We start from the raw sequence: 24552 nt of genomic DNA on the forward strand, positions 1-24552 counted from the left end.
TCATCCTGCACCCGCTACGCTGCGCCCGCACCCTTCTGGGACGCGAATCGCCGGAACTCGCGTCGAGTTCCGGCCATTCGCGTCCGTGCCAGGCGGCGACGGTCAGGACATGGTGAGCGCGAGGCCCGGTTCCCGGAGGATCCGCCCGATGTCGGCGAGGAAGCGCGAGCCCTGTTCGCCGTCCACCAGTCGGTGGTCGAACGAGAGCGAGAGCGTCATGACCTCGCGCAGCGCGATCTCGCCGCGGTGCTCCCACGGCTGGCGCCGCACGGCGCCCATCGCGAGGATCGCCGCCTCACCCGGGTTCAGGATCGGCGTTCCCGCATCGATCCCGAAGACCCCGATGTTCGTGATCGAGATCGTGCCCCCGGCGAGGTCGGCCGGCGCCGTCCTCCCCGCACGCGCGGTCTCGGCGAGCGCCGCGATCGCGTCGGCGAGCTCGATGAGCGTCATCCGCTCGGCACCCTTGACGTTCGGCACGACGAGGCCGCGCTCGGTGGCCGCGGCGATGCCGAGGTTCACCCCGCCGAACCGCACGATCTCCTGCGCCTCCTCGTCCCAGCGCGAGTTGACCTCGGGCGTGCGGGCCGCGGCGATGCAGAGCGCCTTCGCCACCACGGTGAGCGGCGTGACCTTGTGTCCGGCGTAGGCGCGATCCGAGCGGATGGCGGCGAGGAGCTCCATCGTTGCGGTGACGTCGACCGTGAGGAACTCCGTCACGTGCGGCGCCGTGAAGGCGCTGCGCACCATGGCGGCGGCGGTGTGCTTGCGCACGCCCTTGATGGGGATGCGGGTCTCCCCCGGTGCCGTCCGTGCGGTCGTCGTCTCCGTGACCGTCGCCGTCGTCGCCGGCGCGGCTTCGGGGGCCCCGGTTCCGGATGCCGCGGCCTCGACGTCGGCGCGCGTGATCAGGCCGCGCTCCCCCGTGCCGACGACCTGCTCGAGGTCCACCCCGAGGTCGCGCGCGAGCTTGCGGACCGGCGGGGTCGACCGGGGACGCTCGGGGCGCTCGTCGGCGTCGTGCAGTCCGTTCGCGCCGCCGTGGGTGACCGTGTCGGGCTCGATGCGGTCGTGCTCGGGCGGCGCGGGCACGAGGTCCTCGCGGAGCGCCGCGGGCGCGCCGAGTCGGCGGGCCCGTCGCTTGGGTCCGCGCTCGGCCTCGGCGCCGTAGCCGACGAGGGTCGGCTCGCGCACCTCGACGGGCTCGGCCGCGGCCTCGGACGCGGTCTCGGCGGGAGCGGCCTGCGCAGCGGCGGGCGCGGCGGCAGGGGCCGGCGCCGCGGCATCCGTCACCGCGGCACCGCTCGTGTCGCACGAGAACAGCTTCTCGCCGACGTTGACGGTCTCGCCCTCGGCGGCGTGCAGCGCGGTCACGGTGCCCTCGAACGGCGAAGGCAGCTCGACGACGGCCTTGGCCGTCTCGACGTCGGCGATGATCTGGTTCAGCTCGACATGGTCTCCGACCTTGACGCGCCAGGCGACGATCTCGGATTCCGTGAGTCCCTCGCCGAGGTCGGGCAGCGCGAAGTCGCGGATCGTGCTCACGCGTCCACCTCCGAGACGTCGGACAGCGAGTTCGGCCGGCCCATCGCGCGGTCGACGCCGTCGAGGATGCGGTCGAGGTCGGGCAGGTGGTGCTGCTCGAGCTTGGCCGGCGGATACGGGATGTCGTGGCCGGTGACCCGCACGGGCGCGGCCTCCAGGAACTCGAAGCAGCGCTCGGTGATCGACGCGGCGATCTCGGCGCCGACGCCGCCCTGCTCGCCCGCCTCGTGCGCCACGACGAGACGTCCGGTCCGGCGGACGGAGGCCTCGATGGTCGAGTAGTCGACGGGCGCGAGCGAGCGCAGGTCGATGACCTCGACGGAGACGCCCTCCTCGGCGGCGGCGGTCGCGGCATCCTTGGCGGTCTGCACGAGCGCGCCGTAGGTCACGAGCGTGACGTCGCGACCGGATGCCACGACCGTGGCGACGCCCATGGGCCGGGCGTCGGCGAGGTTGGCGTCGAGGTCGACCTCGCCCTTCACGTGGTAGCGGCGCTTGGGCTCGAGGAAGACCACCGGGTCGTCGCTCGCGATGGCCTGGCGAATCATGACGTACGCGTCGGCGGGGTTCGAGCACGCGATGACGCGCAGCCCGGCGGTGTGGGTGAAGTACGCCTCGGGCGACTCGGAGTGGTGCTCGGCCGCGCCGATGCCGCCGCCGAACGGGATCCGGATGACCATGGGCATCTTGACCGTGCCGCGAGAGCGGTAGTGCAGCTTCGCGACCTGGGCGACGATCTGGTCGAAGCCCGGGTAGACGAATCCGTCGAACTGGATCTCGACCACCGGCCGGAAGCCGCGGTACGCGAGGCCGACGGCGGTGCCCAGGATGCCGGCCTCCGACAGCGGCGTGTCGACGACGCGATCGCCGCCGAACTCCGCCTTGAGGCCGTCGGTGATGCGGAAGACGCCGCCGAGCGTGCCGATGTCCTCGCCCATGAGCACGACGGTGTCGTCGTCGGCGAGCGCGCGGCGGAGCCCCTCGTTGAGCGCCTTGCCGAGGGTCAGCGTGGTCATCGGTCGCCCTCCTCGTCGAACATCGCGAGGTAGCGGGCGTAACGCGACTTCTGCCGCTCGAGGTGGCTGTTGGGCTCGGCGTACACGTGGTCGAACACGCTCATGGGCTCCGGGTCGGGGATGTTCGTGATGGCCGCGCGCAGGTCGGCGGCGGCGCGGTCGGCGGCGGCCTTCGCGTCGGCGTCGACGGCCGCCATGTCGGCTCCGGATGCCGCGAGCAGGGCGTGCAGGCGCGCGATCGGGTCGCGCTCCCGCCACGCCGCGAGGTCGTCGTCGGTGCGGTAGCGCTTGGGATCGTCGGCGGTGGTGTGCGGGCCCATGCGGTACGTGACGGCTTCGATGAACGCGGGCCCCTCGCCGCGGCGGGCGCGGTCGAGGGCCCAGCGCGTCACGGCGAGCACGGCGAGCACGTCGTTGCCGTCGACGCGGATGCCGGGCATGCCGAAGCCGTCGGCGCGACGCGCGAGCGGCTGCTTGGACTGGAGGCCGACCGGCTCGGAGATGGCCCAGCCGTTGTTCTGGCAGAAGAACACGACGGGCGCGTCGAAGCTCGCGGCGAAGACGAACGCCTCGTTGACGTCGCCCTCGCTCGTGGCGCCGTCGCCGAAGTAGCTGATGGCGACGTGCTCGTCGCCCTGCCACTTGGCGCCCATGGCCCAGCCGACGGCGTGCAGCGACTGCGCGCCGATGATGATCTGCGGCACGGCCATCCGCTTCTCGTAGGGGTTCCAGCCGGATGCCGCGGTGCCGCGCCAGACGCTGAGGAGCTCGACGGGCTGCACGCCTCGGAGCCACGCCACGGCGTGCTCGCGGTAGCTGGAGAAGACGAAGTCCTCGTCGTCGAGGGCGCGGGCGGAGCCGATCTGCGCGGCCTCCTGGCCGGCGAGCGGCGGCCACAGGCCGAGTTCGCCCTGGCGCTGGAGGGCAGTGGCCTCGGCGTCGAGGCGGCGCACGACGACCATGTCGCGGTGGAGGGCGGCCAGCGCGTCGGTGTCGACGTCGGCGACCCACGGGTCGAAGTCGGGGTTCGCGTGTCGCGTGCCCGCCTGGTCGAGGAGCTGGACGAGGTCGCCGGGACGGGTCAGCAGCCCGGTCGCCTCTCGGTCGGAAGGGGTCATCGTCGAACCTCCGTGTCGGCTCCGCCGCCTTGTGGGCAGCGTCGCGCCCGGCGCCGATGCCGGATACCCGCAGCGTACGACGATCTGGCAATCGGCTCAAGCAATCCCGGACGAGTTGCGCAGATTGCATGGTGGTGACGGACTTCACGGTGCTAACGTGTGGCGCTATGAACGGCTACGACGCGGTCGACCGAGCCCTGCTCCGGGCACTGGCCGACGACCCGCGGGCCACGGCCGTCGCGCTCGCCGACCGGCTCAAGCTGAGCCGCAACACCGTCCAGGCGCGGATGGCGCGACTCGAGGCATCCGGAGCCTTCCTGTCGTTCGAGCGCAGCATCGACCCGGCGCCGCTCGGCTATCCGCTCGAGGCGTTCGTGTCGGTCCACGCGCGCCAGAAGCTTTTGTCCGAGGTCGTGCGGGAACTCTCGCGGATCCCCGAGGTGATCCAGGCCCACGGGCTGTCGGGCCAGGTGGACCTGCTCGTCCGGGTGGTCTGCCGTGACGCGCACGACCTGTTCCGCATCGACGAGGAGATCCTCGCGATCGAGGGCGTCGAACGCACGGAGACCTCCCTCGCGATGGGCGAGCTCATCCCCTACCGCCTGTCGCCGCTGCTCGCCCGCTGAGCCGCGCCCACCCGGTGCGCCGCACTCACCGCCGAACTGCGCCGGCCCACCCGTCGGGCCCGGGCACCGCCGCTGCGGTCATCCGCGCGAGCATGCGAGAGTTGCAAAGAACATCTTGCAAAGCTTTCTTTGCAACGCTATCTTTGCACCATGGACGACACCGACCTGACCGCCTGGCCCAGCAGCTCCCGGCACCCCGGGATCGACCACGTCCTGCCCTCGGAGAGCCTGAAGAGCCTCGCGCACCCCCTCCGGGTGCGGATCTACGACGAGCTCTCGTCCTACGGCCCGTTCACGGCCAGCATGCTCGCCGAGCGCCTCGGCGAATCCAGCGGGGCCACCAGCTATCACCTGCGCCAGCTCGCTCGCGCCGGCCTGGTGCGGGAGGACCCCTCGCGCGGCAAGGGCCGCGAGCGCTGGTGGGAACGCAGCCCCGGATCCATCGCGATCCCCGACGCCCGCAAGCTGCCGCCCGGCAGCGCGGAGCGCCTCGCGGTGAAGCTCGTGGAGGACGAGTGGTTCCGCGCCCGCGAGCAGAACTTCCACGAGTTCCTCGCCGAGGGCGAACTGGTGTTCGACTCCGACTGGCTCGACATCGCCACCTCGGACACGATCAACCTCCGCCTCACGCCCGAGCAGCTCCACGGCCTGGTGACCGACATCGACGCCGTCCTGCAGCGCTACATCAGCGCCTACAAGCGCACGCCGTCGCCCGGCTCGCGTCCCGTCCAGATCCACGTCAACGCATTCCCGCTCGTCCGCGGCGAACCGACCGCCGACCCCGCGAAGGAGGACCGATGAGCTCCCTCACCCTCTCCGCCGGCTCGGGCCGGCTCGGCGACTGGGCCGTCCGCGCCGGGCTCGCCCTGGCGCGCTGGGGCCGGCGCCGCTCGGCGCGGCGCACCGACCGCGACCGCCTGCTCGCCAGGATGGCCGCCCACGAGGCGGCCGAGACCGCCGTCGCCGAGCGCGACCGCGCCATCCGCTCGGCGACGTTCCTGCCGCTGTAGACGACGATGCCCCGCCCGAACGGATCGGGCGGGGCATCGGTTCGACGGGGCGACGACTAGACGTCGGCACCCTCGGCGGGCTCCACGGGGTGGACGCGCTCGGTCTCGGCGGGGGCCGAGTCGGCCTCCTCCGCGATGACGGGCGCGAGCGAGAGCTTGCCGCGGTCGTCGATCTTCGTGATCTCGACGAGGATCTTCTGGCCGACGCCGAGGACGTCCTCGACGTTCTCGACGCGCTTGCCGCCGGCGAGCTTGCGCACCTCGGAGATGTGCAGCAGGCCGTCCTTGCCGGGCAGCAGCGAGATGAACGCACCGAACGCGGCGATCTTCACGACCGTGCCGAGGAACTGCTCGCCGACCTCGGGGTTGGTCGGGTTCGCGATCGCGTTGACCGCGGCCCGCGCCGCCTCGGCCGTCGGGCCGTCGGTCGCGCCGATGTAGACGGTGCCGTCGTCCTCGATGGAGATCTCGGCACCGGTGTCGTCCTGGATGCCGTTGATCGTCTTGCCCTTCGGGCCGATGAGCTCGCCGATCTTGTCGACCGGGATCTGCACGCTGATGACGCGCGGCGCCGTGGGCGCCATCTCGTCGGGGCCGTCGATGGCGGCGTTCAGCACCTGCAGGATCGTGGTGCGCGCCTCCTTGGCCTGGGTGAGCGCGCCGGCGAGCACCGAGGCGGGGATGCCGTCGAGCTTGGTGTCGAGCTGGATCGCCGTGACGAACTCGGACGTGCCGGCGACCTTGAAGTCCATGTCGCCGAGCGCGTCCTCCGCGCCCAGGATGTCGGTCAGCGCCGCGTAGCGGGTCTCACCGTCGACCGTGTCGGAGATGAGGCCCATCGCGATGCCCGCGACCGGCGCCTTCAGCGGCACGCCCGCGTTCAGCAGCGACAGCGTGGACGCGCAGACCGAGCCCATCGAGGTCGAGCCGTTCGAGCCGAGCGCCTCGGAGACCTGGCGGATGGCGTACGGGAACTCCTCGCGCGACGGCAGCACCGGCACGAGCGCACGCTCGGCGAGCGCGCCGTGGCCGATCTCGCGGCGCTTCGGCGAACCGACGCGCCCCGTCTCACCCGTCGAGTAGGGCGGGAAGTTGTAGTTGTGCATGTAGCGCTTCTTGGTGACCGGGCTCAGCGAGTCGATCTGCTGCTCCATCTTGAGCATGTTCAGCGTGGTGACGCCCAGGATCTGGGTCTCGCCGCGCTGGAAGATGGCGGAGCCGTGCACGCGCGGGATGACCTGCACCTCGGCGTCGAGCGGACGGATGTCGGCCAGGCCGCGGCCGTCGATGCGGACGCCCTCGGAGAGGACGCGCGAGCGCACGACGTGCTTGGTGACCGACTTGTACGCGGCCGACACCTCGCCGTTGGCGGACTCGGGGAGCTCCCCGGCCTCGACCTTGGCGGCGATGGCCTCCTTGACGCGCGCCTTGAGCGCGTCGTCGGCGTCCTGACGCTCGACCTTGCCGGCGATCTGGTAGATGCCCTTGAGCTCGTCGAGCGCGAGCTCCTCGACGGCGGCCTTCGTCGCGTCCTGGTAGGGCGGGAACGTCGGGTAGTCGGCGGTCGGCTTGGCGGCGGTCTTCGCCACCTCCTGCTGCGCCTCGACGAGCTGCTTGATGAACGGCTTCGACGCCTCGATGCCCTGCGCGATGACGGTCTCGTCGGGCTTGACGGCGCCGGCCTGGATCAGGTTGAAGGCGTTGTCGGTGGCCTCGGCCTCGATCATCATGATCGCGACATCCTGCGAGCCGTCGGCCTCGGTCACGACGCGACCCGCGACGACCATGCTGAACACGGCGTCCTCGAGCTGCGAGTGCTTCGGGAAGCCGACCCACTGGCCGTCGATGAGGGCGACGCGCACGCCGCCGATCGGGCCGGAGAACGGCAGGCCCGACAGCTGCGTCGAGAGCGACGCGCTGTTGATGGCGAGCACGTCGTAGAGCTCGTCGGGCTCGATCGCGAGCACGGTCACGACGACCTGGACCTCGTTGCGGAGGCCATCGACGAACGAGGGACGCAGCGGCCGGTCGATGAGGCGGCAGGTGAGGATCGCCTCCGTCGAGGGGCGGCCCTCGCGGCGGAAGAACGAGCCGGGGATGCGGCCCGCGGCGTACATGCGCTCCTCGACGTCGATCGTGAGCGGGAAGAAGTCGAAGTGCTCCTTCGGCTGCTTCGACACCGACGTGGCCGAGAGCAGCATCGTCTCGTCGTCGAGGTAGGCGACCGCCGAACCCTGCGCCTGCTGCGCGAGCCGGCCGGTCTCGAAGCGGATGGTACGGGTGCCGAAGCGACCGTTGTCGATGACGGTCTCGGCGAACGTGATCTCAGGACCTTCCAAGAGGTCTCTCTCCTTTGTTTCGACTCGCACGCCCGTGTGGCGCGCGAGGTGGACAAGGAGCAGGGAACAGGCAGATCTCAGCGGGTCATCCGACCCGCCAGCGCTGGCCACCAGTAGAAGTCCACCAAGCTCGTGCTTGGTAAGCCACCACAGGGGACCAGCTTCCTGCCGGCCTGCTCCGTTGCGCGCCCGCGGATGGGCGCGAGCTCATGTTGAGTTGAGCGGGTGCCGCACGGGCACCCTCGGCGAGCCTACCAGCCCGGCGTGTCGTGGCCTAGCGGGCGCCGCCGCGGCGGTTCACGTGGTGGTCCGGGAGCCCCGCGCGACACGGTCGGGCGGGGGGATGTGCACCAGGTCCGCGTGCTTCGGGGAGCGCCCGTCCCCCGCGGTCCGGCCGAGCAGGCGACGGCCGGCCCACGGCACGGCGTGGCGGCGCAGCCACTCGCCCGTGGGCAGCGGCGGGGCGTCGGGCTCATCGGCGTCGCCGTGCAGCGCCGCGTCGAGTGCGGCGAGCGCGGCGGCATCCGGCACCCCGAGGACGGACGCGGCGGCGTAGGCCAGCGCCCGGTGGCCGGAGGAGTTGAGGTGGACGCGGTCCTCGGCCCAGACCCCGCGGACGGTCAGCCCGTCGTGCGCGGCCGCGTCGAGCACGAGCACGTCCGCGCCCTCCAGGCGATGCCGCATCCGCTCGCCGAACCGCGCGAATCGGGTTCGCACGGGGCCCAGGCGCTCGTGCGCCGGGACGAAAGGCGTGACGACGAGCACGTCGCACCCGGTGGCGCGTACGGCGAGCACGGCGTCGGCGAGGCGACCGGCGAGTGCTTCCGGCCTGGCGTCGATGCGGACGAGGTCGTTGCCGCCCGCGAGGACCGTCACGAGGTCGGCGCGCAGGCGCACGGCGTGCGGGAGCTGCACGTCGACGACGTCGCGCACGCGGCGGCTGCGGACGGCGAGGTTGGCGTAGCCGACTCCGCCGCCGGTCGCCGCGAGCAGCATCGCCAGCCGGTCGGCCCAGCCGCGGTACTCCCCAGCGGCCATGCGGGACGAGTCGCACAGCCCCTCGGTGACCGAGTCGCCGACGGCGACGAACCGCTCCCAGCGTCGCGCGGCGGCCGGTGCGGTCGGCGTCGGCCGCGCCGTCGCCGCGGGTGCCGCCTCGGCGTCCCGCCGCGCCGTGATGGCGTGGCCGGTGACGGCAGGGCTCGTGACGACGCCCGACCGGATGCGCGCGGCCAGTTCGTAATGCGCGAGCAGCTCGTCGCCGAGGCGCTCCCAACTGCGCTCCGCGACCCCCTCGTGCGCCGCGCGGCCGAACGCCCGCCGCTTCGCGTCGTCGCCCGCGAGATCGCGCACGCGGGCGGCGAGCTCGCCGAGGTCCCCCGGCCGGTAGAGCCAGCCGTCCCGGCTCGAGTGCACCAGGTCGAGCGGCCCGCCGCGGCCGGTGGCGACCACCGGGACGCCGCTGGCCAGCGCCTCCTGGACGGTCTGGCAGAACGTCTCGCTCTCGCCCGGGTGCACGAACAGGTCGAGGCTCGCCACCGCGGTCGCGAGCTGCTCGCCGCCCAGGAACCCGGTGAAGCGGGCGCCGGGCAGCGCGGCTTCCAGCGCAGCACGCGACGGCCCGTCTCCGACGACGACGAGGCGCACGCCCTCGATGCCCGTGAGCGCCCGCAGGTCCTCGACCTGCTTCTCCGGCGCGAGGCGGCCGACGTAGCCCACGAGCACCTCGTCGTCCGCCGCGAAGCGACGACGCCACGCCGGATCGCGGCGCGCCGGGTGGAACCGCTCGGTGTCGACCCCGCGCGCCCAGCGCCGCATCCGCTCGACGCCGTAGCCCTCGAGCCGCGCCGCCGCCGCCGAGGACGGCGCGAGCGTCAGGGTCGCGCGACGGTGGATCCGGGCGACGTGCCGGGCGAGCACGGGCTCGGCGCCGGCCACCCCGTACCGCTCCGCGTAGGCCGGCACGTCCGTCTGGTAGACGGCGACGGATGGCACGGCCAGGCGCTCCGCCGCGAGCACGCCCTGCCAACCGAGCACGAACGGCGACGCGAGGTGCACCACATCCGGCCGGAAGTCCCCGAGCACCCCGGTCAGCCGGCGCACCCCGGTGAGGGCCACCCGCACCTCGGGATACCCGGGCAGCGGCGCCGACCGCAGGAACTCCGCGTTGGCGCCGTGCAGCCCGTGGTCGACGGGCCCGGAGCGCGGGGCGATCACGAGCGCCTCATGGCCTCGACGCTCGAGGTGTCGAAGCACCTGCAGCAACGAGTGGGTGACCCCGTTCATGTGCGGGAGGAACGATTCGGCGAGGAGGGCGACTCTCACGGTGACAGCGTGTCCGCTCGTCCCGCCTCGCCGCGCGCCGCGACGCCGGAGGTCGACCAGGGTTCACCGAGTCGACGGACGCCGTTCCCGGGTCGGTCGCGCCCGGGTCACGCCGCGGGCCGAGGGCAGGCGGGTCGCGACATCCGTTCGCGCACCCCCTCGCGGTCGGCGCCCGAGACGCGCAAGATGGGCTGGGGGCATCGTCCGGTGCGCCCGGAACGTTCGAGGAGGAACGCCATGTCATCCGTCGCACGCGTCACCACCATCACCGCCTTCTCCGAGACGAGCTTCGAGGATGCCGTCGCGGTCGGCATCGCCCGCTCGGCCCAGACGCTCCGCAACGTCAAGGGCGCATGGGTCAAGGAGCAGAAGGTCAAGGTCGAGGGCGAACGCATCGTCGAGTGGTCGGTGACCCTCGAGGTCACCTTCGTGCTCGACGACTGACCGTCGTCGGCGCGACGGGTCGGGGAGGCGTCGCCCTCTCCGACCGTCTGGCGCGGACGCGAGCTGGTCAGCCGCAGAGGGTGAGCGACTCGACCGATGCACCGAGTGCGCCGGGTCCGCCGAGCAGCAGGACCCCGAGGACCCCGCTGTCGACGATGCCGGCCGCTGCCGACGCAGGAATGCACGAACCCGGCGAGAGGTGGATCGGCGCGCCGAGCATGCCGGCGAGCGGTCCGCCGGCGAGCGCGTCCGGGAAGCCCGTGCCCGAGGCGATCAGGGCGTACTCCGTCTCGTCGAACACGGCGCCGTTCACCGCCGCGGCCGTGGCGTAGCGGTCGGGTCCCGCGAGTCGCACGACGTGATCGGAGCCACCGACGAGCGAGGCCAGCGATGCCTCGACGCCGCCGCTGACGGAACCCGGGCCCCCCGCGATGAGGACATCGGTCACGCCGAGGTCGGAGATGAGGGCGGCGGTCGCCGCGTCGACCGACCTCGCCGCGCCGTCGACGAGGATGACCGGGCCGCGGAGGGCACCGGCCGCAGGTCCGGCGGCGAGGGCGTCGGGGAAGTTCGCCGCAGTGGCGACGAAGGCGGTGGGCGCACCGTCCTCGCCGAAGGCGTCGTCGACGATCAGCCGGGCCGTGTCGTAGCGCGTCGCGCCGCCCAGCCGGTCGAGGTCGGCGGGGTCGTCGACGTACGCCGCGAGCTGGCGGAACACGGCAGCGGACACCGATCCCGTCCCGCCGGCGACGACGATCCGCTCGGGTCGGATGCGTGCGAGTTCGGCGGCGACCACGGGCGGGATCCGGTCGGCGGGGACGGTCAGCACGACGCCGCCCGCGTGCATCGCCGCCGGGCCCGCCGCGAGGGCATCGGGGAAGTTGAACGCGTTGGCGACATACACCACCGGCGCTCGCCGACCGTCCTCGATCGCGGCCTTCGAGATCTCGACGGCGGTGGCGAATCGGTCGGTGCCGCCCAGACGCCCCACGTCGAAGTACCGCGGCTCGAGCGCCACCTCTCCGAGATCCAGGTCGATGCCCTCCTCGACCACGACATCGGTCCGGGCCGCGAAGTACCTCGCGTCCTGCCAGAACTCTCCACCGATGCTCTCGTCCAGTGATGACGCGAAGTGGACGGCGTACCGACCGGGTTCGAGCACCGGCGCCGTGACGGCGCCGCGCCAGCCGGCGGGCTGGTCCAGAACCACGGGCAGGTACGCATCCTCCGTCTCGTCGTATCGCCAGATCGAGAACATGCCGCCGTCCCAGATGGGCTGACCGGCGTAGGTGAGGTCGGCGCGGAACGATCCGCCGCGGCGGAGCTCGATGTCGATTCCCGACACCCACTCGCCCTCGTCCACGTCCAGGAGCCCCGGCCGGATCCCGTCACCTCGCCATTCGCCCGGGAGCGCCAGCGTCGACCGGTGCGGCTCCACGCGGACCGTGTAGCTTCCGGGAGTCACCCCGTGCACCTCGAACGTGCCAGTCGGCCAGACGGACCCGGCCCTGTCGGTGTCGCCGTTCTCGCTGACGAGTCGGAGGCCTTCGCCGCTGTAGGGCTGGGAGGTGCCATCGGAGTCGATGACGGTGACCGTGCCGGCCACCGCCGGGACCGGGTCGAGCACGATGTCCAGGTCGATGACCGCCCCGAGCGTCAGCACCAGCGGTGCGCCCGTGGCGGAGGCCCACGGTTCGCCGTTGTGGTCTTCGGTCGTCCAGTACGGGCCGTTGCTGAAGCCGGCGCGATACTCTCCGGGCGGAAGCGGCTTGCTGGTGAACGTCCCGTCTTCCGCGAGATCGACGATGCGGTTCTGCGGTACCTGGCCGGTCCGGAGCGCATTGATGCTCGCCCGCGGCTTGCCGTACTTGTTGGGGCCGAAGTCTGCGGTGCTCCCGGTGAGGGTCCCCCGCACGACCGCGCCGCGTTCGAGCCGGGTGTGCAGCGTCAAGGTCTCGCCGGCGACCACCTGGACGAACGGAGCGTCCGCCTCGTAGTACGCGTCCGACCAGTACTCCCCGATGAGGCCGGCGTTTCCGACGTAGCGGAACATCAGTCGGTACGACCCCGGGCTCACGTTCGCGAACGCGTAGGTCCCCGTCTCCGGGTCGACGTCGACCCACGCGATGCTGGAGTACGCATTCTGGAGCGTGACGCCCGCCCAGTCATCGGAGGACAGCAACTCGCCGTCCGGACCCGTGACCGTGCCGGTGATGGTGCCGGTCGTCGGTTCCTCGGCATGCGCGGGCGCGAGCGCCGACGGCGCGAGGACGAACGCGATGGCTGCGGCGAGCACAGCAAGGAAGCGGGGGTGGCGAGGGCGCACGTGCGGGTCTCCGTCGATCTGCGGCGCGGTCGGGCCCGGCACGCAGGAGAGAGCATACTTCCCCGCGGCGGCCCCGCAGCGTCTCGACCCCACCCCCAGTGCACGGATGCCGCGGCGACCGGTTCGCCGCGGCATCCGTCGCCACCGTCTGCGCCTACTCCCCCGCGAGTCCGCCCAGCAGGTGGCCCATCGGCCGGTCGAGCGAGAACGGGTCGTTCACGCGCTCGCTGCGGTAGGTGCGCTCGACGAGCTCGGCGAACTCCCGAGCACCGCGGAAGATCCGCTCGGGCAGCGAACGCACGCCGTCCCCGCCGCCGCCCCAGTCGCCGGTCGCGGCGAAGACGCCCGTGGTGACGGGAATCGCGTGGAGGTAGGTGAACAGCGGCCGGATGGCGTAGTCGATCGCGAGCGAGTGCCTCGGCGTGCCGCCGGTCGCGCCGATGAGCACGGGCAGGTCGGTGAGCGACTGCGGGTCGATCACGTCGATGAACGACTTGAACAGGCCCGCGTAGCTCGTCGAGAAGATCGGCGTCACGGCGATGAGACCGTCGGCCGTCGCGAGCTCGTCGAGCACCTCCTGCAGCTTCGGCGGGGCGAAGCCCGTGAGCAGGTGGTTCGTGATGTCGTGCGCGAGATCGCGGAGCTCGACGGTGCGCACCTCGGCCTCGACGCCGCGCTCGCGGAGGACGTCGACGGCGTCGGAGGTGAGCCGGTCGGCCAGCTGCCGCGTCGAGCTCGGGGTGCTGAGCCCCGAGGAGACGACGACGATTCGCTTGGCGCTCATCGGGCACCCGCCGTTCCCGCGGACGCGAGTCCGAACGCGGCGCCGCGACCGGGAGCGGTCCCGGCCTCGGCGTCCTGGTAAGGCGATCCGGCCGTCAGGTTGTCGCCGCGGTTGGCGCGCGGGGTGGCCTGGCGGGGCGCGCCGTCACCGTACTTCGCCTTCACGAGCGACGCGTGCGTGGGCGCGTCGGGCACGTCGGCCGGACGGTTCTTCGCGAACTCGCGTCGCAGCACGGGGACGACCTCCTCGCCGAGCAGGTCGAGCTGCTCGAGCACGGTCTTCAGCGGCAGGCCGGCGTGGTCCATGAGCCAGAGCTGGCGCTGGTAGTCGCCGACGTAGTCGCGGAACCCGAGCGTCTTGTCGATGACCTCCTGGGGGCTGCCGACCGTGAGCGGGGTCTGCTGCGTGAAGTCCTCCATGCTCGGACCGTGGCCGTAGACCGGCGCGTTGTCGAAGTACGGGCGGAACTCGTTCACGGCGTCCTGCGAGTTCTTGCGCATGAACACCTGGCCGCCGAGGCCGACGATCGCCTGCGCGGCGGTGCCGTGGCCGTGGTGCTCGTACCGCTGGCGGTACAGCGCGATCATGCGCTGGGTGTGCGACGCGGGCCAGAAGATGTGGTTGGCGAAGAAGCCGTCGCCGTAGAAGGCCGCCTGCTCGGCGATCTCGGGCGTGCGGATGGAGCCGTGCCAGACGAACGGCGGTACGCCGTCGAGCGGCCGCGGAGTCGACGTGAAGCCCTGCAGCGGCGTGCGGAACTTGCCGGACCAGTCGACGACGTCCTCGCGCCACAGGCGGTGCAGCAGCTCGTAGCTCTCGATCGCGATCGGCAGGCCCTGGCGGATGTCCTTGCCGAACCACGGGTAGACCGGGCCGGTGTTGCCGCGGCCGATCATGAGGTCGGCGCGACCGCCCGACACGTGCTGCAGCATCGCGTAGTCCTCGGCGAGCTTCACCGGGTCGTTGGTGGTGATCAGCGTCGTCGCGGTCGACAGCTGCAGCGTGGAGGTCTGGCCGGCGATGTAGGCCAGCGTGGTGGTCGGCGAGGAGGACCAGAACGGCGGATTGTGGTGCTCGCCGAGGGCGAAGACGTCGAGCCCGACCTCCTCGGCGTGCTTGGCGATCGTCAGCGTCGCCTGGATGCGCTCCGCCTCGCTGGGCGTGCGACCCGTCGTGGGGTCCTCCGTGATGTCGCTGACGGTGAAGATTCCGAACTGCATGTCTCTCGCCCTCCTGGGCCGATCGGGTTTTGCATACATTCGCATGCAATTGGTCCCAACAGATGCCACGCCCACACTATTCCCGGCCCCGAGCGCGACCTCACGCGAGGGCCAGCACCGCATCGGCCGCCTCGGCGAGCGCGACGCCGTAGCCCCGTCCGTGCCCGGCCGCATGCACGGCGAGCGGATGCAGCTGGTGGAGCGGCACGCGGTCGCGCCATCCGTCCCGCAGCGGCGCCGCGCGGTCGTACGCCTCGAGGATCTCGGCGAGGAACGGGCAGCCGAACAGCTGCAGCATGGCCAGGTCGGTCTCCCGGTGGCCGCCGTGGGCGGCCGGGTCGATGAGCACGACCCCGTCGGCCGACCAGAGCACGTTGCCGTTCCAGAGGTCGCCGTGGATGCGGGCCGGCGGTTCGTCGTCGTCGAAGGCGCCGGATGCCACGAGCGAAGCGGCACGGCGCACGACCTCCGCCTCGGCTGCGGTGACGTTGCCCGCGTCGACGGCGATCGGCAGGAACGGCATCACCCGATCGCGCGCGTAGAACGCGCCCCACGTCGGCGCCGCTGCGGCCGGCATCTCGCGCCGGCCGATGAACAGGGAACCGTCCCATCCATCGGGCGGCGCGCCGAACGCCTCGGCCCCGGCGGCATGCGTGCGGGCGAGTGCCGAACCGAAGGCCGCCGCGGCCGCGCGATCCGGTCGCACCTCGTCGATGCGCTCGAGCTCGATCCAGTCCGCACCCACGCCGCGAACCCCGGCGATGCGAGCAGCGTGCGCCGCGGCGAGCCAGGCGAGGCCCGCAGTCTCGACCTCGAAGAAGCCATCCGGCGCGTCGCCCCTCCGCTTCACGATGGTCTGCATGCATTCGAGTCTGCTGCACGAGCGCGGGGCCCGCCGCTGTCGCGACGGGCCCCGCTGGGTCGGATCGATCCGGAGTACTACTCCGTCTCGTGCGGCCCGTGGTGGTGGTCGTGGTCGTGGATCAGGTCGGGGTCGAGACCGCCGGCCGACTCGTCGACGAAGGTGCCCTCGGGGCCCGCCGGTGCCGGCAGGTTGAGGCCGCCGGGGATCTCCGCACCGGCCACGCCGTTGACCGACTCGGTCGAGTACGAGTACACGAGCACGGCGAGCGCGACCGCGTCGGCGTTCACGCCCATGGCGTGCAGGTTGACGTTGTCGATCGTGTCGCACGCCTGGTGGTAGCACGGGTCGAACGACGCACCGGCCGTGCCGCCCCAGATCGCTTCCTGCTCCTCGGACTTGACGACCTCGGCACCGGTGAACAGACCACCCGCGGGGATGTCGTTCTCGATGAACGCCTGGTAGTCGCTGCGGCCGCTGTACTCGGCGTCATCGTACGGCTCGCCCACGCTCGTGTAGTAGCGCTCGAACAGTTCCTCGATCGCCTCCGAGCCCTCGGGAACGGCGACCGGAGCCGGCCAGCTGGACTCGTTGCCGTCGTACACCATGAAGATGTAGTTGGGCGAGGCGACCATGTCGAAGTTCAGGTACAGCGCGATGCGGTCCTTCTCCTCCTGGCTGAGTTCGGCGACGTACTCCTCCGAGCCGATCAGGCCCGACTCCTCGGCGCCCCACCACGCGAGGCGGATGGTGTTCTGCGGCTCGAGCTTGGAGATCTTCTCGGCGAGGTCGAGCAGCGCGGCCGAGCCGCTGCCGTTGTCGTTGATGCCGGGGCCCGCCTGCACCGAGTCGAGGTGGGCGCCCGCCATGACGACGTTGTCGTCGTTGAGGCCCTTCTTCTCGGCGATGACGTTCTTCTGCGGCCGCGACTCCGGCTGCGGAACGAAGACGTTCGCAGTCGAGCCGGCCTGCGAGAGCGCGACGCCCTGCTCGTAGCTCGCGCCGACGACGGGGACGCCGACGACGTCCGATCCGCCGAGCGTGCCGACGATCAGGTTGTTCCGGTCGTCCGCCGTGGTGTTGCCCTGGTTGAAGAGGACGACGGCCTCAGCGCCCGCCGCCTCGGCGTTCAGGGCCTTGTCCGCGAACGGGCAGGTGCCGCGCTGGACGAGCGCGATGTCGGCGGGGCCGGAGAAGTCGAGGCCGGCGAAGTCGTCTGCCGTGCAGCCGCTCGTGCTCGTGTTGCCGACGCCGAGCTGCAGGTCGACCGGGATGACGGTGCCGGTGACATCGCCAGCGCCGCTGCCCGTGTACGGGCCGGTTTGGTAGTCCGCCTGGATGGGCGTGAGCTGCGTCAGCGTGGACGGTCCGACGTAGGTGTACGGGAACTCGTCGATCGACACCTCCCAGCCGGCGGCCTCGAGCACGTCGACGACGTAGTCGACGCTCGCCTCGTAACCCGAGGTGCCGGCGGCGCGATTGTCGTCGTTCTCGTCGGCGATCGCCTGGAACGCTTCGAGGTGTTCGAGCGCGCCTTCGGCGCTCACGCACTCCAGCAGCTTGGCGACGGTGTTGTTGTTGCGTGCGTCGCACGACTTGGCGGGTGCGGCGAGTGCGGCGCCGGCCGGCGCGAGCGCGAGGGCTCCGACCACGGATGTCGCGGTCGCGAGCACCGTGGCGCGGCGGGAAAGCCTTGCAGATCGATACATCGTCTCTCCTTCTGCGGCGCGTCCTCGTCGACGCGCCTCCAGCCGGAACCCTACGCGGAGCGACTCCCGAAGAAACAGACTTGACTTTCCCTCGGTGTACCCCGTATGAGCGACACCCGAAGGGGTGGTGACTCAGCGCCGCGCGTCGGCGTCGTGCTCCCCGAGCGCCGCGGGCAGCCCGCTGAGATCGAGGTCGACGCGGAAGGGCCGGGACGCGCCGTCGATGCGTGCCGGCACGCGGACGAAGCGCCGCGCCGCGCCCAACTCGTCGAGCCGGTCGCGCCACGTCGCCTCGGCGGGCTCGGCGACGAAGCCGGCGTGGCGCGGCCGCCCGTCGCCGACGAGTTGCACGCCGATGCGGAACCGCGGCGAGAGCCACCGACGCGCGCGGGGCACGAGCACGGCGTGCTGCTCGGCGCCGCCGTGCAGCCTCGCGAGGTCGATCGCGGCCTGGTGCCGCTGCACGTCGACCACGGGCACGACCGTGCGCAGGTCGCCGCGCGCGGACGGCGCGTCGAGGAGGTCGAGGCCGTCGAGGGTCGTGAGGTCGCCCATGGTGTCGGGGTCGCGCGTGCGGCGCTCGCGCAGCAGCACGGCGGTGAGCCACAGCCCGGCGAGCACGATCGCCGCCACGAGCGCCACGAACGCCGGCCCGGACTCCGGCCGGACGACCCCCGTGAGCACCAGCAGCACGACGAGGACGAGGAAGGGCAGCGGCTCCCAGCGGAGGGGGTGGACGTATCGGGGGGCGGACACCACGACAGGCTACCGGCGCGCGTGCGGCCCGGCGTGCGCGGCATCCGTCACCGCAGCGCGTCGAGCCGCGACCCGATCTCCTCGAGCACGGCCTCGCTCCCGGCGTAGAGGCCGTGCTCGCGCGGCCGGTGCGAGACGACGTCGGTGAAGCCGAGCTCGCGGGCACGGCCGACGGCGTCCTCGAAGGCGTCGACGCTCGCCATCGAGTAGCGCCGGTCGTCGTCGAGCGACAGGACGCGATCGAGGTCCGCCGGGTCGCGTCCCTCGGCGGCGCACGCCTCGTCGAGCCGGGCGGCGAGGCCGGCCGTGCCGGCCCACCACGCGGCATCCGTCTCGGCCTGCGGACCCGTCGTCACCCACCCGGACCCGAAGCGCGCGGCGAGCCGCATCGACCGCGGCCCGTTCGCCGCCATCAGGAACGGCATGCGCGGCCACTGCGCCGGCTCGCCCACCATGCGCGCCGCGTCGGCCGAGAAGTGGTCGCCCCAGTACGAGACGCCCTCGCCCGATCCCCGCTCGAACCGCAGCAGCAGGTCGAGCGCCTCGGTGAACTCGCGGAACCGGTCGTACCGCTCGCGCGGGGTCAGCTCGCCCTGCCCCAGCACGCGCGCGTCGAAACCCGTGCCGCCCGAGCCCAGCCCGAGCACGAGGCGCCCGCCCGCGATCTGGTCGAGCGTCGCGACGTCCTTCGCGAACGGCACCGGGTGACGGTAGTTCGGGCTCGCCACGAACGTGCCGAGCCGGATGCGCTCGGTGACCATGGCGGCGGCGGCCAGGGTCGGGACGGTCGCATGCCACCGCTCCCCCGCGAGGCCGCGCCACGACAGGTGGTCGTAGGTCCAGGCGTGGTCGAAGCCGAGCCGCTCGGCGTCGCGCCAGAGCCGGGCCGCGTCGGGCCAGTCGTACTGGGGCAGGATGACGAGTCCGAAGCGCATGGCCGCAGCCTACGCGGGCTCGCCGATGCGGGCCGGACGCGGGTCGGCGGGCGGGTCCACGGGCGTGCCGTCGGGCACGGGCACGAGGTCGATGTCGAGCGCGACGGTCGCCACGGTCCGCTCGCGGCGCTCGAGGCGCACCAGCACGATGCCGCTGAGGATCAGGACGCCGCCGAGCACCTGCAGCGGCCCGAGCGACTCGCCGAGCAGCACCCAGCCGATGATCGCGGCGAAGATCACCTCGGAGAGGCCGAGGAACGAGGACAGCCGCGAGCCGAGGAGGCGGATGGCGGCCACGCCCGCCGTGTACGCGAACGCGGTCGAGACCGCGCCGACGGTGAGCAGCGGCACCCACCACGGTGCCGTGCCGCCGAGGAAGGACACGTCGGTGAAGGCGGCCTCCATCGGCATGATCCCCACGAGGCCGGAGAGGCCGAGCGCGACGGCGCCGACCACGAAGCCCGCGGCGAGGAGCGCCACCGGCGGCAGCTGCTCGGTCGCGCGCTCGCCCACGGCGTAGTACACGCACACGCCGACCATCGCGATGCCCGCGAAGAGGAGGCCGAGCACGTCGAGATCGCCGCCGCCCGGGCCGATCACGAGCACGAGCCCGGCCATCGCGAGCACCGAGCCGCCGAGCACCATGAGCTGCGGCATCCGTCGCGTGCGCACCCAGGCGAAGAGCACCAGGGCGATCGGGGCGAGGTACTCGATGAGCAGGGTCATCGACACCGGGATGCGCTCGAGCGACGCGTAGAAGGCGACCTGCACGGCGGCCACCGCGACGAGGCCGTAGAGCAGCACCGTCCACCGGGCGCGCCACAGCGGTCGCAGGTCGAAGCGCAGGGCGATGAGCGCGGGCACGGCGAGGAGCACCGCGGCGATGGAGATGCGGGCGAGGACCGCCGCGCCGGGCGACCAGCCGCTCTCGAGGAGCGGCTTCACGAAGACGCCGCCGGCCCCGAACGCGAGGCCCGCGCCGAGTCCGAGCGCGATGCCGACGATGCCCCGTGATACGCGCACGAGCCCCCTCCTCCACAGATCGCCGGATCCGGCCACGTCAGGACCGAACACCGTTATGCTCGTGACGGTACTCGCACGGATGTCAGGAGTCAAATGATTTTCACCGCTGACACGTCCGCGGCCCTCGGATTCATGGCCGCGGTGGCCGACACCGTGCCCGGCGCGTCGGAATCCGGCGAGGACGAGCTCGCGACGACCGCGCAGCTGCGCACCCTCCTCGACGACTGGGGCTTCTCCGGACGGCGCGACGGCGACCGCCGCGAACTCGACGAGGTGCGCGCCGTCCGCGACCGCCTGCGCGCGCTCTGGACCCTCGAGCGCGACGACCTCGTCGACGCCGTCAACGGCATCCTCGAAGAGACGAACGCCACCCCGCGCCTCATGCGGCACGACGGCCTCGACTGGCACATCCACGCCGTCTCGCAGGAGTCGCCGCTCGCCGAGCGCATGCTCGTCGAAGGCGCCATGGCGCTCGTCGACGTGATCCGCGCGGACGAGACCCGACGGCTCGCCCGCTGCGACGCCGACGACTGCACGGGCGTCTTCGTCGACCTGTCGAAGAACGCCTCCAAGCGCTACTGCAGCACCCGGTGCGGCAACCGGATGGCCGCCCGCGCCCACCGCGCGCGGACATGAGGATGCCGCGGGCAACCCCATGCCCGCGGCATCCGCTCGATGCCGGCCCGACCGATCAGGCGGTCTGCCCGGCGTGCTCTCCCTCGGCGATCTCCTCGATCGCCTTGTCGATGAAGGCCGGCAGGTCGTCGGGATTCCGGCTCGAGACCAGGCCCTGGTCGACGACGACCTCCTCGTCGACCCACTCGGCGCCCGCGTTGCGCAGGTCGGTCTGCAGCGACGGGTAGGACGTGATCGTCCGCCCGCGCACCACGTCGGCCTCGACGAGCGTCCACGCGCCGTGGCAGATGACCGCGACGGGCTTGTGCTGCTCGAAGAAGGCGCGTGCGAACGCGACCGACGCCTCGTCCATGCGCAGATGATCGGCGTTGACGACGCCGCCCGGAAGCACGAGCGCGTCGTACACGTCGGCCGACGCCTCCGTCACGAGGCGGTCGACATCGAACGTGTCGCCCTTGTCGATGTGATTCAGGCCGAGCACCGTGCCCTCGGTGGGCGACACGAGGTCCACCTCGGCACCGGCGCCCTTGATGGCGTTCCACGGCTCCGTCAGCTCCACCTGCTCGAATCCGTCGGTCACCAGGAAGGCGACCTTCTTCCCGTCGAGTCGTTCTGCCATGCGAAGTTCCCCCTTCGTCGTCGGACCCGGCCGACGCTACGGGGGGCACTGCGCACGCTCAACCGGGTTGACAGCCGAGGCGGCGCCATCCGGTCGTGCTCCTCGGCCCGGCGGGCCTCCCCGCACATGACGAAGGCCCCCGGCGGGCTCGGGATGAGCCGGCGGGGGGCCTTCGCAAGAAGTTCGCGGTGTCGTCGAGAGCCGCGCGGTCTGCAGCGCTTAGCGGCGCAGCCCGAGACGCTCGATCAGCGAGCGGTAGCGGTTGATGTCGACGTCGGCGAGGTAGCCGAGCAGACGACGACGCTGACCGACGAGGAGCAGCAGGCCACGACGCGAGTGGTGGTCGTGCTTGTGCTCCTTGAGGTGCTCGGTGAGGTCCTTGATCCGCTTGGTGAGGATCGCGATCTGGACCTCGGGGGATCCAGTGTCACCGGGGTGCGTCGCGTACTCTTCGATGATCGCCTTCTTGGTATCTGCATCCAGTGCCATAGATGGGATCCCCTTCCTTCTCGTTGCGCGCTGCCCGGGGCCTCGTGCCTGGGCTCTCTTCATGCGCGGCCGATTCACGGCAACCTCAATACTCTAGCAGAGCGGATGGCTCCCGCCCGACGTGGGCGGACGTCGCCGGGTGCAGACTGGGCCCATGGGGTTCGCGATGAAGCGGCCGACCGTCGGGGCGGGCCTGGAGGAGTGATGGCGCCGTGAGTGCTGCACGAGGACGCGCCGTCGAGCGGGACGGCACCCCGCCGCCCGCGGTCACCGCCGCCGTGCTCGCCGTGCTCGCCGTGCTCCTCGCCGCCTGGACGGTCGCGGCGGTGGCCGAGACCGCCGCGCGGGCGTCCACGGCGAGCACCCCCGTCCAGGCCGTCGTCGTGGACGAGCGCGTCGAGGAACGCGTGGTCGGCGACCGGCGCGGCAGCCGGCCCGCGCCGTTCCGCATCGTCGTCGTCGAGCTGCCCGACGGCACGCGCGCCGACCTGCGGAGCGAGGACCTCGCGGTCGGCGCGGAGTTGACCGTGCACCGGGATGACGCGGGCCGCGTCTTCGCCCGGCCGCCGGCCGCCCCCGGGCTCCTCGAGTGGTCGCTGTGCGCCGCGCTCGCCGCGACATCGGTCCTGCTCGCGGTCGCGTCGCTGCGGGCGGCGGTGCGAGCGCGCCGACCGTAGGACGCCGCGCGCCCTACCCGCCGGGCACGAACGGGAAGATCGCCGGCCACCCGTTGTGCGCGTACACGATCACGGCGAACACGACCGCATCGAAGATGAGGTGCACGATGAGCACGTACGTGAGCGACTTGGTGAGCTTGAAGGTGTAGCCCTGGATGAGCGCGAACGGGATGGTGAGCAGCGGGCCCCAGGCCTGGTAGCCGAGCTCCCACAGGAACGACACGAACACGAGCGACTGCAGCAGGTTCGCCTGCCAGGCCGGGAAGTGCCGCTTCAGCAGGGTGAACACCGTGCAGATGAAGAACAGCTCGTCCCACGTGCCGACCGCGTTCACGCCGACGAACAGGCGCGCGATCTCGTTCGGCGTCTCGACGACCGGCCAGTTCGTGTAGACGCCGGAGGTGATGAAGTAGAACGGCAGGATGAGCCATCCGGCGAGCGTGACGAAGATGAGGTAGAGCCACTGGGTGCGCGTCCAACGGCGGCCGGTGCGCCAAGGGAAGCGGATGACGCGCTCGCGGTAGACGAAGCGCGAGATCACGTACGGCACGATGACGGCGAGCCCGAGCACCACCGCGAAGCGCACCATGGCGGCATCCGTCAACTCGGCCTTGAGCGACATCGTGGAGATGATGACCTGCCCGATCGCGACGAGGAGCAGGTCGGGCGCGAGGCGCTCGGTGCGGCCCGACCGGTCGACGAACCAGGCGATCACGAGCCCCGTCGCGAGCAGCGCGTAGCCGGGCAGCTTCTCCTGGAAGCCGAAGAGCGACACCGCGGCCACGCACACGAGGAAGGCCGGCACCAGTCCGATCGGATGCGTGCGCACGTCGGTCGGGGCGGGAGCGGTGGCGGTCACCCGACCAGCCTGCCATGCCGCGACCCGCGCGCCCGGGACTCGCAGGCGACTCGCGGTCCGGAGCACCGATGCTGTCGGCGGCGCGTGCGAGCATCGTCGCATGACCCGGATCCCGCCCTCCCCCCGCTCTCGCGACGCCCGACCGCGCGCGGGCATCGTGCCGCCGTGGCTGCTGCTGCGAGTCGCCGAGGCGACCGATCGGTTCGACGTGGCGGCGGATGCCGCGCAGCGCTCGCTCCGCCACGACGTGCCGTTGCGCGAGCTCCGCGCCGAGGGCGGGCATCCGTCGTTCGGGGCTCCGCCCGTGCCGCGCGAGCGGCCGTCGCTCCGGCCGGGCGCCGAACCGGAGCCCGACCGCCGCATCTCCGACGCCGGCGGTGCGCAGACCCTGCCCGGCCGCCTCGTGCGCCGCGAGGGCGAGCCCGCCACGGGCGACGAGGCCGTCGACCAGGCCTACGACGGGCTCGGCGAGACCTACCGCCTCTTCCAGCGCGTCTTCGGGCGCGACGCGATCGACGGCGCCGGCGCGCCCCTCGAGGCGACGGTGCACTTCGGCGACCGCTACGACAACGCCTTCTGGGACGGCGAGCGGATGGTGTTCGGCGACGGCGACGGCGAGGTGTTCCGCGGGTTCACCCAGTCGCTCAGCGTGATCGGGCACGAACTCGCGCACGGCGTCACCGAGGCCACCGCGCGGCTCCGCTACCGCGACCAGTCGGGGGCGCTCAACGAGCACGTCTCCGACGTGTTCGGCGCACTCGTCGAGCAGTACGCGATGGGGCAGGACGCCGGGGCGGCGACGTGGCTCATCGGCGAAGGGGTCTTCACCGACCTCGTCGAGGGCCGCGCCCTGCGCTCGATGATCGAGCCGGGCACCGCGTACGACGACGACGTGCTCGGCCGTGATCCGCAGCCCGCGCACTTCCGCGACTACATCCGAACCGCCGACGACAACGGCGGCGTGCACCTGAACTCCGGCATCCCCAACCGCGCATTCGCGCTCGCCGCGGTCGAGCTGGGCGGCTTCGCGTGGGAGCACGCCGGCCGGGTCTGGTACGACACCCTGACCGGCGGCACCCTCGGGCCCGACGACGGCTTCGCGGTGTTCGCCGCCGCCACGCTCGGGTCGGCGCGCGCCCGGTTCGGCGCGACCTCGGCCGAGGTGCGGGCTGTGGCGAACGGATGGCGCGCGGTCGGCCTCGACCCGGCGTAGCCGGCGACGGGGCCCGACCCG

At 72.3% G+C, this 24552-nt stretch carries 23 protein-coding genes; 7 read left to right on the top strand and 16 right to left on the bottom strand.

Going from position 1 to position 24552, the window contains the following annotated elements; translation table 11 throughout:
* Positions 1-102 precede the first annotated feature (102 nt).
* From RH861_RS13615 to pdhA, 3 genes are read right to left on the bottom strand one after another with little or no spacing between them, the layout of a single operon-like run.
* Positions 103-1545: a dihydrolipoamide acetyltransferase family protein gene (locus tag RH861_RS13615; protein WP_310521441.1), complete on the bottom strand. Its 1443-nt coding sequence runs from the start codon at positions 1543-1545 to the stop codon at positions 103-105.
* Positions 1542-2561, bottom strand: coding sequence for an alpha-ketoacid dehydrogenase subunit beta (locus RH861_RS13620; RefSeq protein ID WP_067946708.1), 1020 nt, complete (start codon positions 2559-2561; stop codon positions 1542-1544). Before RH861_RS13620 ends, RH861_RS13615 begins: the two co-directional genes overlap by 4 nt.
* Positions 2558-3679, bottom strand: coding sequence for a pyruvate dehydrogenase (acetyl-transferring) E1 component subunit alpha (pdhA, locus tag RH861_RS13625; RefSeq protein WP_310521442.1), 1122 nt, complete (start codon positions 3677-3679; stop codon positions 2558-2560). The genes RH861_RS13620 and pdhA overlap by 4 nt, the downstream gene beginning before the upstream one ends.
* A gap of 167 nt (positions 3680-3846) precedes the next feature.
* Between pdhA and RH861_RS13630 the strand changes: the two genes are divergently transcribed.
* The 3 genes from RH861_RS13630 (at position 3847) to RH861_RS13640 (ending at position 5315) form a co-directional block, all read left to right on the top strand.
* On the top strand, positions 3847-4305 hold the full coding sequence (locus tag RH861_RS13630) for an Lrp/AsnC family transcriptional regulator (protein WP_310521443.1): 459 nt from the start codon (positions 3847-3849) through the stop codon (positions 4303-4305).
* Between the two features lie 150 nt (positions 4306-4455).
* Positions 4456-5106: an ArsR/SmtB family transcription factor gene (locus tag RH861_RS13635; protein ID WP_310521444.1), complete on the top strand. Its 651-nt coding sequence runs from the start codon at positions 4456-4458 to the stop codon at positions 5104-5106.
* Entirely contained in the window at positions 5103-5315 is a 213-nt protein-coding gene (locus RH861_RS13640; protein ID WP_310521445.1) for a hypothetical protein, read from the top strand. The genes RH861_RS13635 and RH861_RS13640 overlap by 4 nt, the downstream gene beginning before the upstream one ends.
* Before the next feature lie 56 nt (positions 5316-5371).
* Here the strand turns inward: RH861_RS13640 and RH861_RS13645 are convergent, their stop codons facing one another.
* Together RH861_RS13645 and RH861_RS13650 are read right to left on the bottom strand one after the other, a co-directional pair.
* Positions 5372-7654, bottom strand: a complete 2283-nt coding sequence (locus RH861_RS13645; RefSeq protein WP_310521446.1) for a polyribonucleotide nucleotidyltransferase — start codon at positions 7652-7654, stop codon at positions 5372-5374.
* 297 nt (positions 7655-7951) lie between these two features.
* A complete protein-coding gene (locus tag RH861_RS13650; RefSeq protein ID WP_310521447.1) occupies positions 7952-9979 on the bottom strand; it encodes a glycosyltransferase in 2028 nt (675 codons plus the stop codon).
* A 237-nt stretch (positions 9980-10216) separates the two neighbouring features.
* On the opposite strand from RH861_RS13650, the gene RH861_RS13655 reads away from it, so the two are divergent.
* A complete protein-coding gene (locus RH861_RS13655; RefSeq protein WP_067946693.1) occupies positions 10217-10423 on the top strand; it encodes a dodecin family protein in 207 nt (68 codons plus the stop codon).
* Between the two features lie 67 nt (positions 10424-10490).
* Here RH861_RS13655 and RH861_RS13660 read toward each other — a convergent pair whose 3' ends face one another.
* The 8 genes from RH861_RS13660 to RH861_RS13695 all read right to left on the bottom strand — a co-directional run bounded on the left by RH861_RS13660 (position 10491) and on the right by RH861_RS13695 (position 20038).
* A complete protein-coding gene (locus tag RH861_RS13660) occupies positions 10491-12791 on the bottom strand; it encodes a cell wall-binding repeat-containing protein (RefSeq protein ID WP_310521448.1) in 2301 nt (766 codons plus the stop codon).
* A gap of 112 nt (positions 12792-12903) precedes the next feature.
* Positions 12904-13533: an FMN reductase gene (locus RH861_RS13665; protein ID WP_310521449.1), complete on the bottom strand. Its 630-nt coding sequence runs from the start codon at positions 13531-13533 to the stop codon at positions 12904-12906.
* Positions 13530-14753 (bottom strand): LLM class flavin-dependent oxidoreductase, encoded by a 1224-nt coding sequence (locus RH861_RS13670; protein WP_310521450.1) that lies wholly within the window; start codon positions 14751-14753, stop codon positions 13530-13532. The genes RH861_RS13665 and RH861_RS13670 overlap by 4 nt, the downstream gene beginning before the upstream one ends.
* Before the next feature lie 100 nt (positions 14754-14853).
* Positions 14854-15615: a fructosamine kinase family protein gene (locus RH861_RS13675; RefSeq protein ID WP_310521451.1), complete on the bottom strand. Its 762-nt coding sequence runs from the start codon at positions 15613-15615 to the stop codon at positions 14854-14856.
* 77 nt (positions 15616-15692) lie between these two features.
* Positions 15693-17324, bottom strand: a complete 1632-nt coding sequence (locus RH861_RS13680; protein ID WP_310521452.1) for a M28 family peptidase — start codon at positions 17322-17324, stop codon at positions 15693-15695.
* A 132-nt stretch (positions 17325-17456) separates the two neighbouring features.
* The gene (locus tag RH861_RS13685) at positions 17457-18080 is read right to left on the bottom strand and encodes a hypothetical protein (RefSeq protein WP_310521453.1); all 624 of its coding nucleotides are present in this window, start codon (positions 18078-18080) and stop codon (positions 17457-17459) included.
* Between the two features lie 47 nt (positions 18081-18127).
* Complete coding sequence (locus RH861_RS13690) at positions 18128-19015, bottom strand: LLM class flavin-dependent oxidoreductase (RefSeq protein WP_310521454.1); 888 nt, start codon at positions 19013-19015, stop codon at positions 18128-18130.
* Positions 19016-19024: 9 nt separating this feature from the next.
* Positions 19025-20038 carry an EamA family transporter gene (locus RH861_RS13695; protein ID WP_310521455.1) on the bottom strand — a complete coding sequence of 338 codons (1014 nt, stop codon included), beginning with the start codon at positions 20036-20038 and terminating at the stop codon, positions 19025-19027.
* A 93-nt stretch (positions 20039-20131) separates the two neighbouring features.
* Between RH861_RS13695 and RH861_RS13700 the strand changes: the two genes are divergently transcribed.
* The gene (locus tag RH861_RS13700) at positions 20132-20674 is read left to right on the top strand and encodes a CGNR zinc finger domain-containing protein (protein WP_310521456.1); all 543 of its coding nucleotides are present in this window, start codon (positions 20132-20134) and stop codon (positions 20672-20674) included.
* A gap of 55 nt (positions 20675-20729) precedes the next feature.
* On the opposite strand, the gene RH861_RS13705 is transcribed toward RH861_RS13700, so the two are convergent.
* Both RH861_RS13705 and rpsO read right to left on the bottom strand, forming a co-directional pair.
* Positions 20730-21293: a type 1 glutamine amidotransferase domain-containing protein gene (locus tag RH861_RS13705; RefSeq protein WP_310521457.1), complete on the bottom strand. Its 564-nt coding sequence runs from the start codon at positions 21291-21293 to the stop codon at positions 20730-20732.
* A 219-nt stretch (positions 21294-21512) separates the two neighbouring features.
* On the bottom strand, positions 21513-21782 hold the full coding sequence (rpsO, locus tag RH861_RS13710) for a 30S ribosomal protein S15 (RefSeq protein ID WP_067946678.1): 270 nt from the start codon (positions 21780-21782) through the stop codon (positions 21513-21515).
* A 212-nt stretch (positions 21783-21994) separates the two neighbouring features.
* Between rpsO and RH861_RS13715 the strand changes: the two genes are divergently transcribed.
* The gene (locus tag RH861_RS13715; RefSeq protein WP_310521458.1) at positions 21995-22459 is read left to right on the top strand and encodes a hypothetical protein; all 465 of its coding nucleotides are present in this window, start codon (positions 21995-21997) and stop codon (positions 22457-22459) included.
* A gap of 13 nt (positions 22460-22472) precedes the next feature.
* Here RH861_RS13715 and RH861_RS13720 read toward each other — a convergent pair whose 3' ends face one another.
* A complete protein-coding gene (locus RH861_RS13720) occupies positions 22473-23318 on the bottom strand; it encodes a CPBP family intramembrane glutamic endopeptidase (protein ID WP_310521459.1) in 846 nt (281 codons plus the stop codon).
* A 100-nt stretch (positions 23319-23418) separates the two neighbouring features.
* Here RH861_RS13720 and RH861_RS13725 point away from each other — a divergent pair, with 100 nt between their 5' ends.
* Positions 23419-24531, top strand: a complete 1113-nt coding sequence (locus tag RH861_RS13725; protein WP_310521460.1) for a M4 family metallopeptidase — start codon at positions 23419-23421, stop codon at positions 24529-24531.
* The last annotated feature ends 21 nt before the right edge of the window (positions 24532-24552 follow it).

The organism is Agromyces indicus (genome assembly GCF_031432295.1).
GTDB lineage: Bacteria > Actinomycetota > Actinomycetes > Actinomycetales > Microbacteriaceae > Agromyces > Agromyces indicus.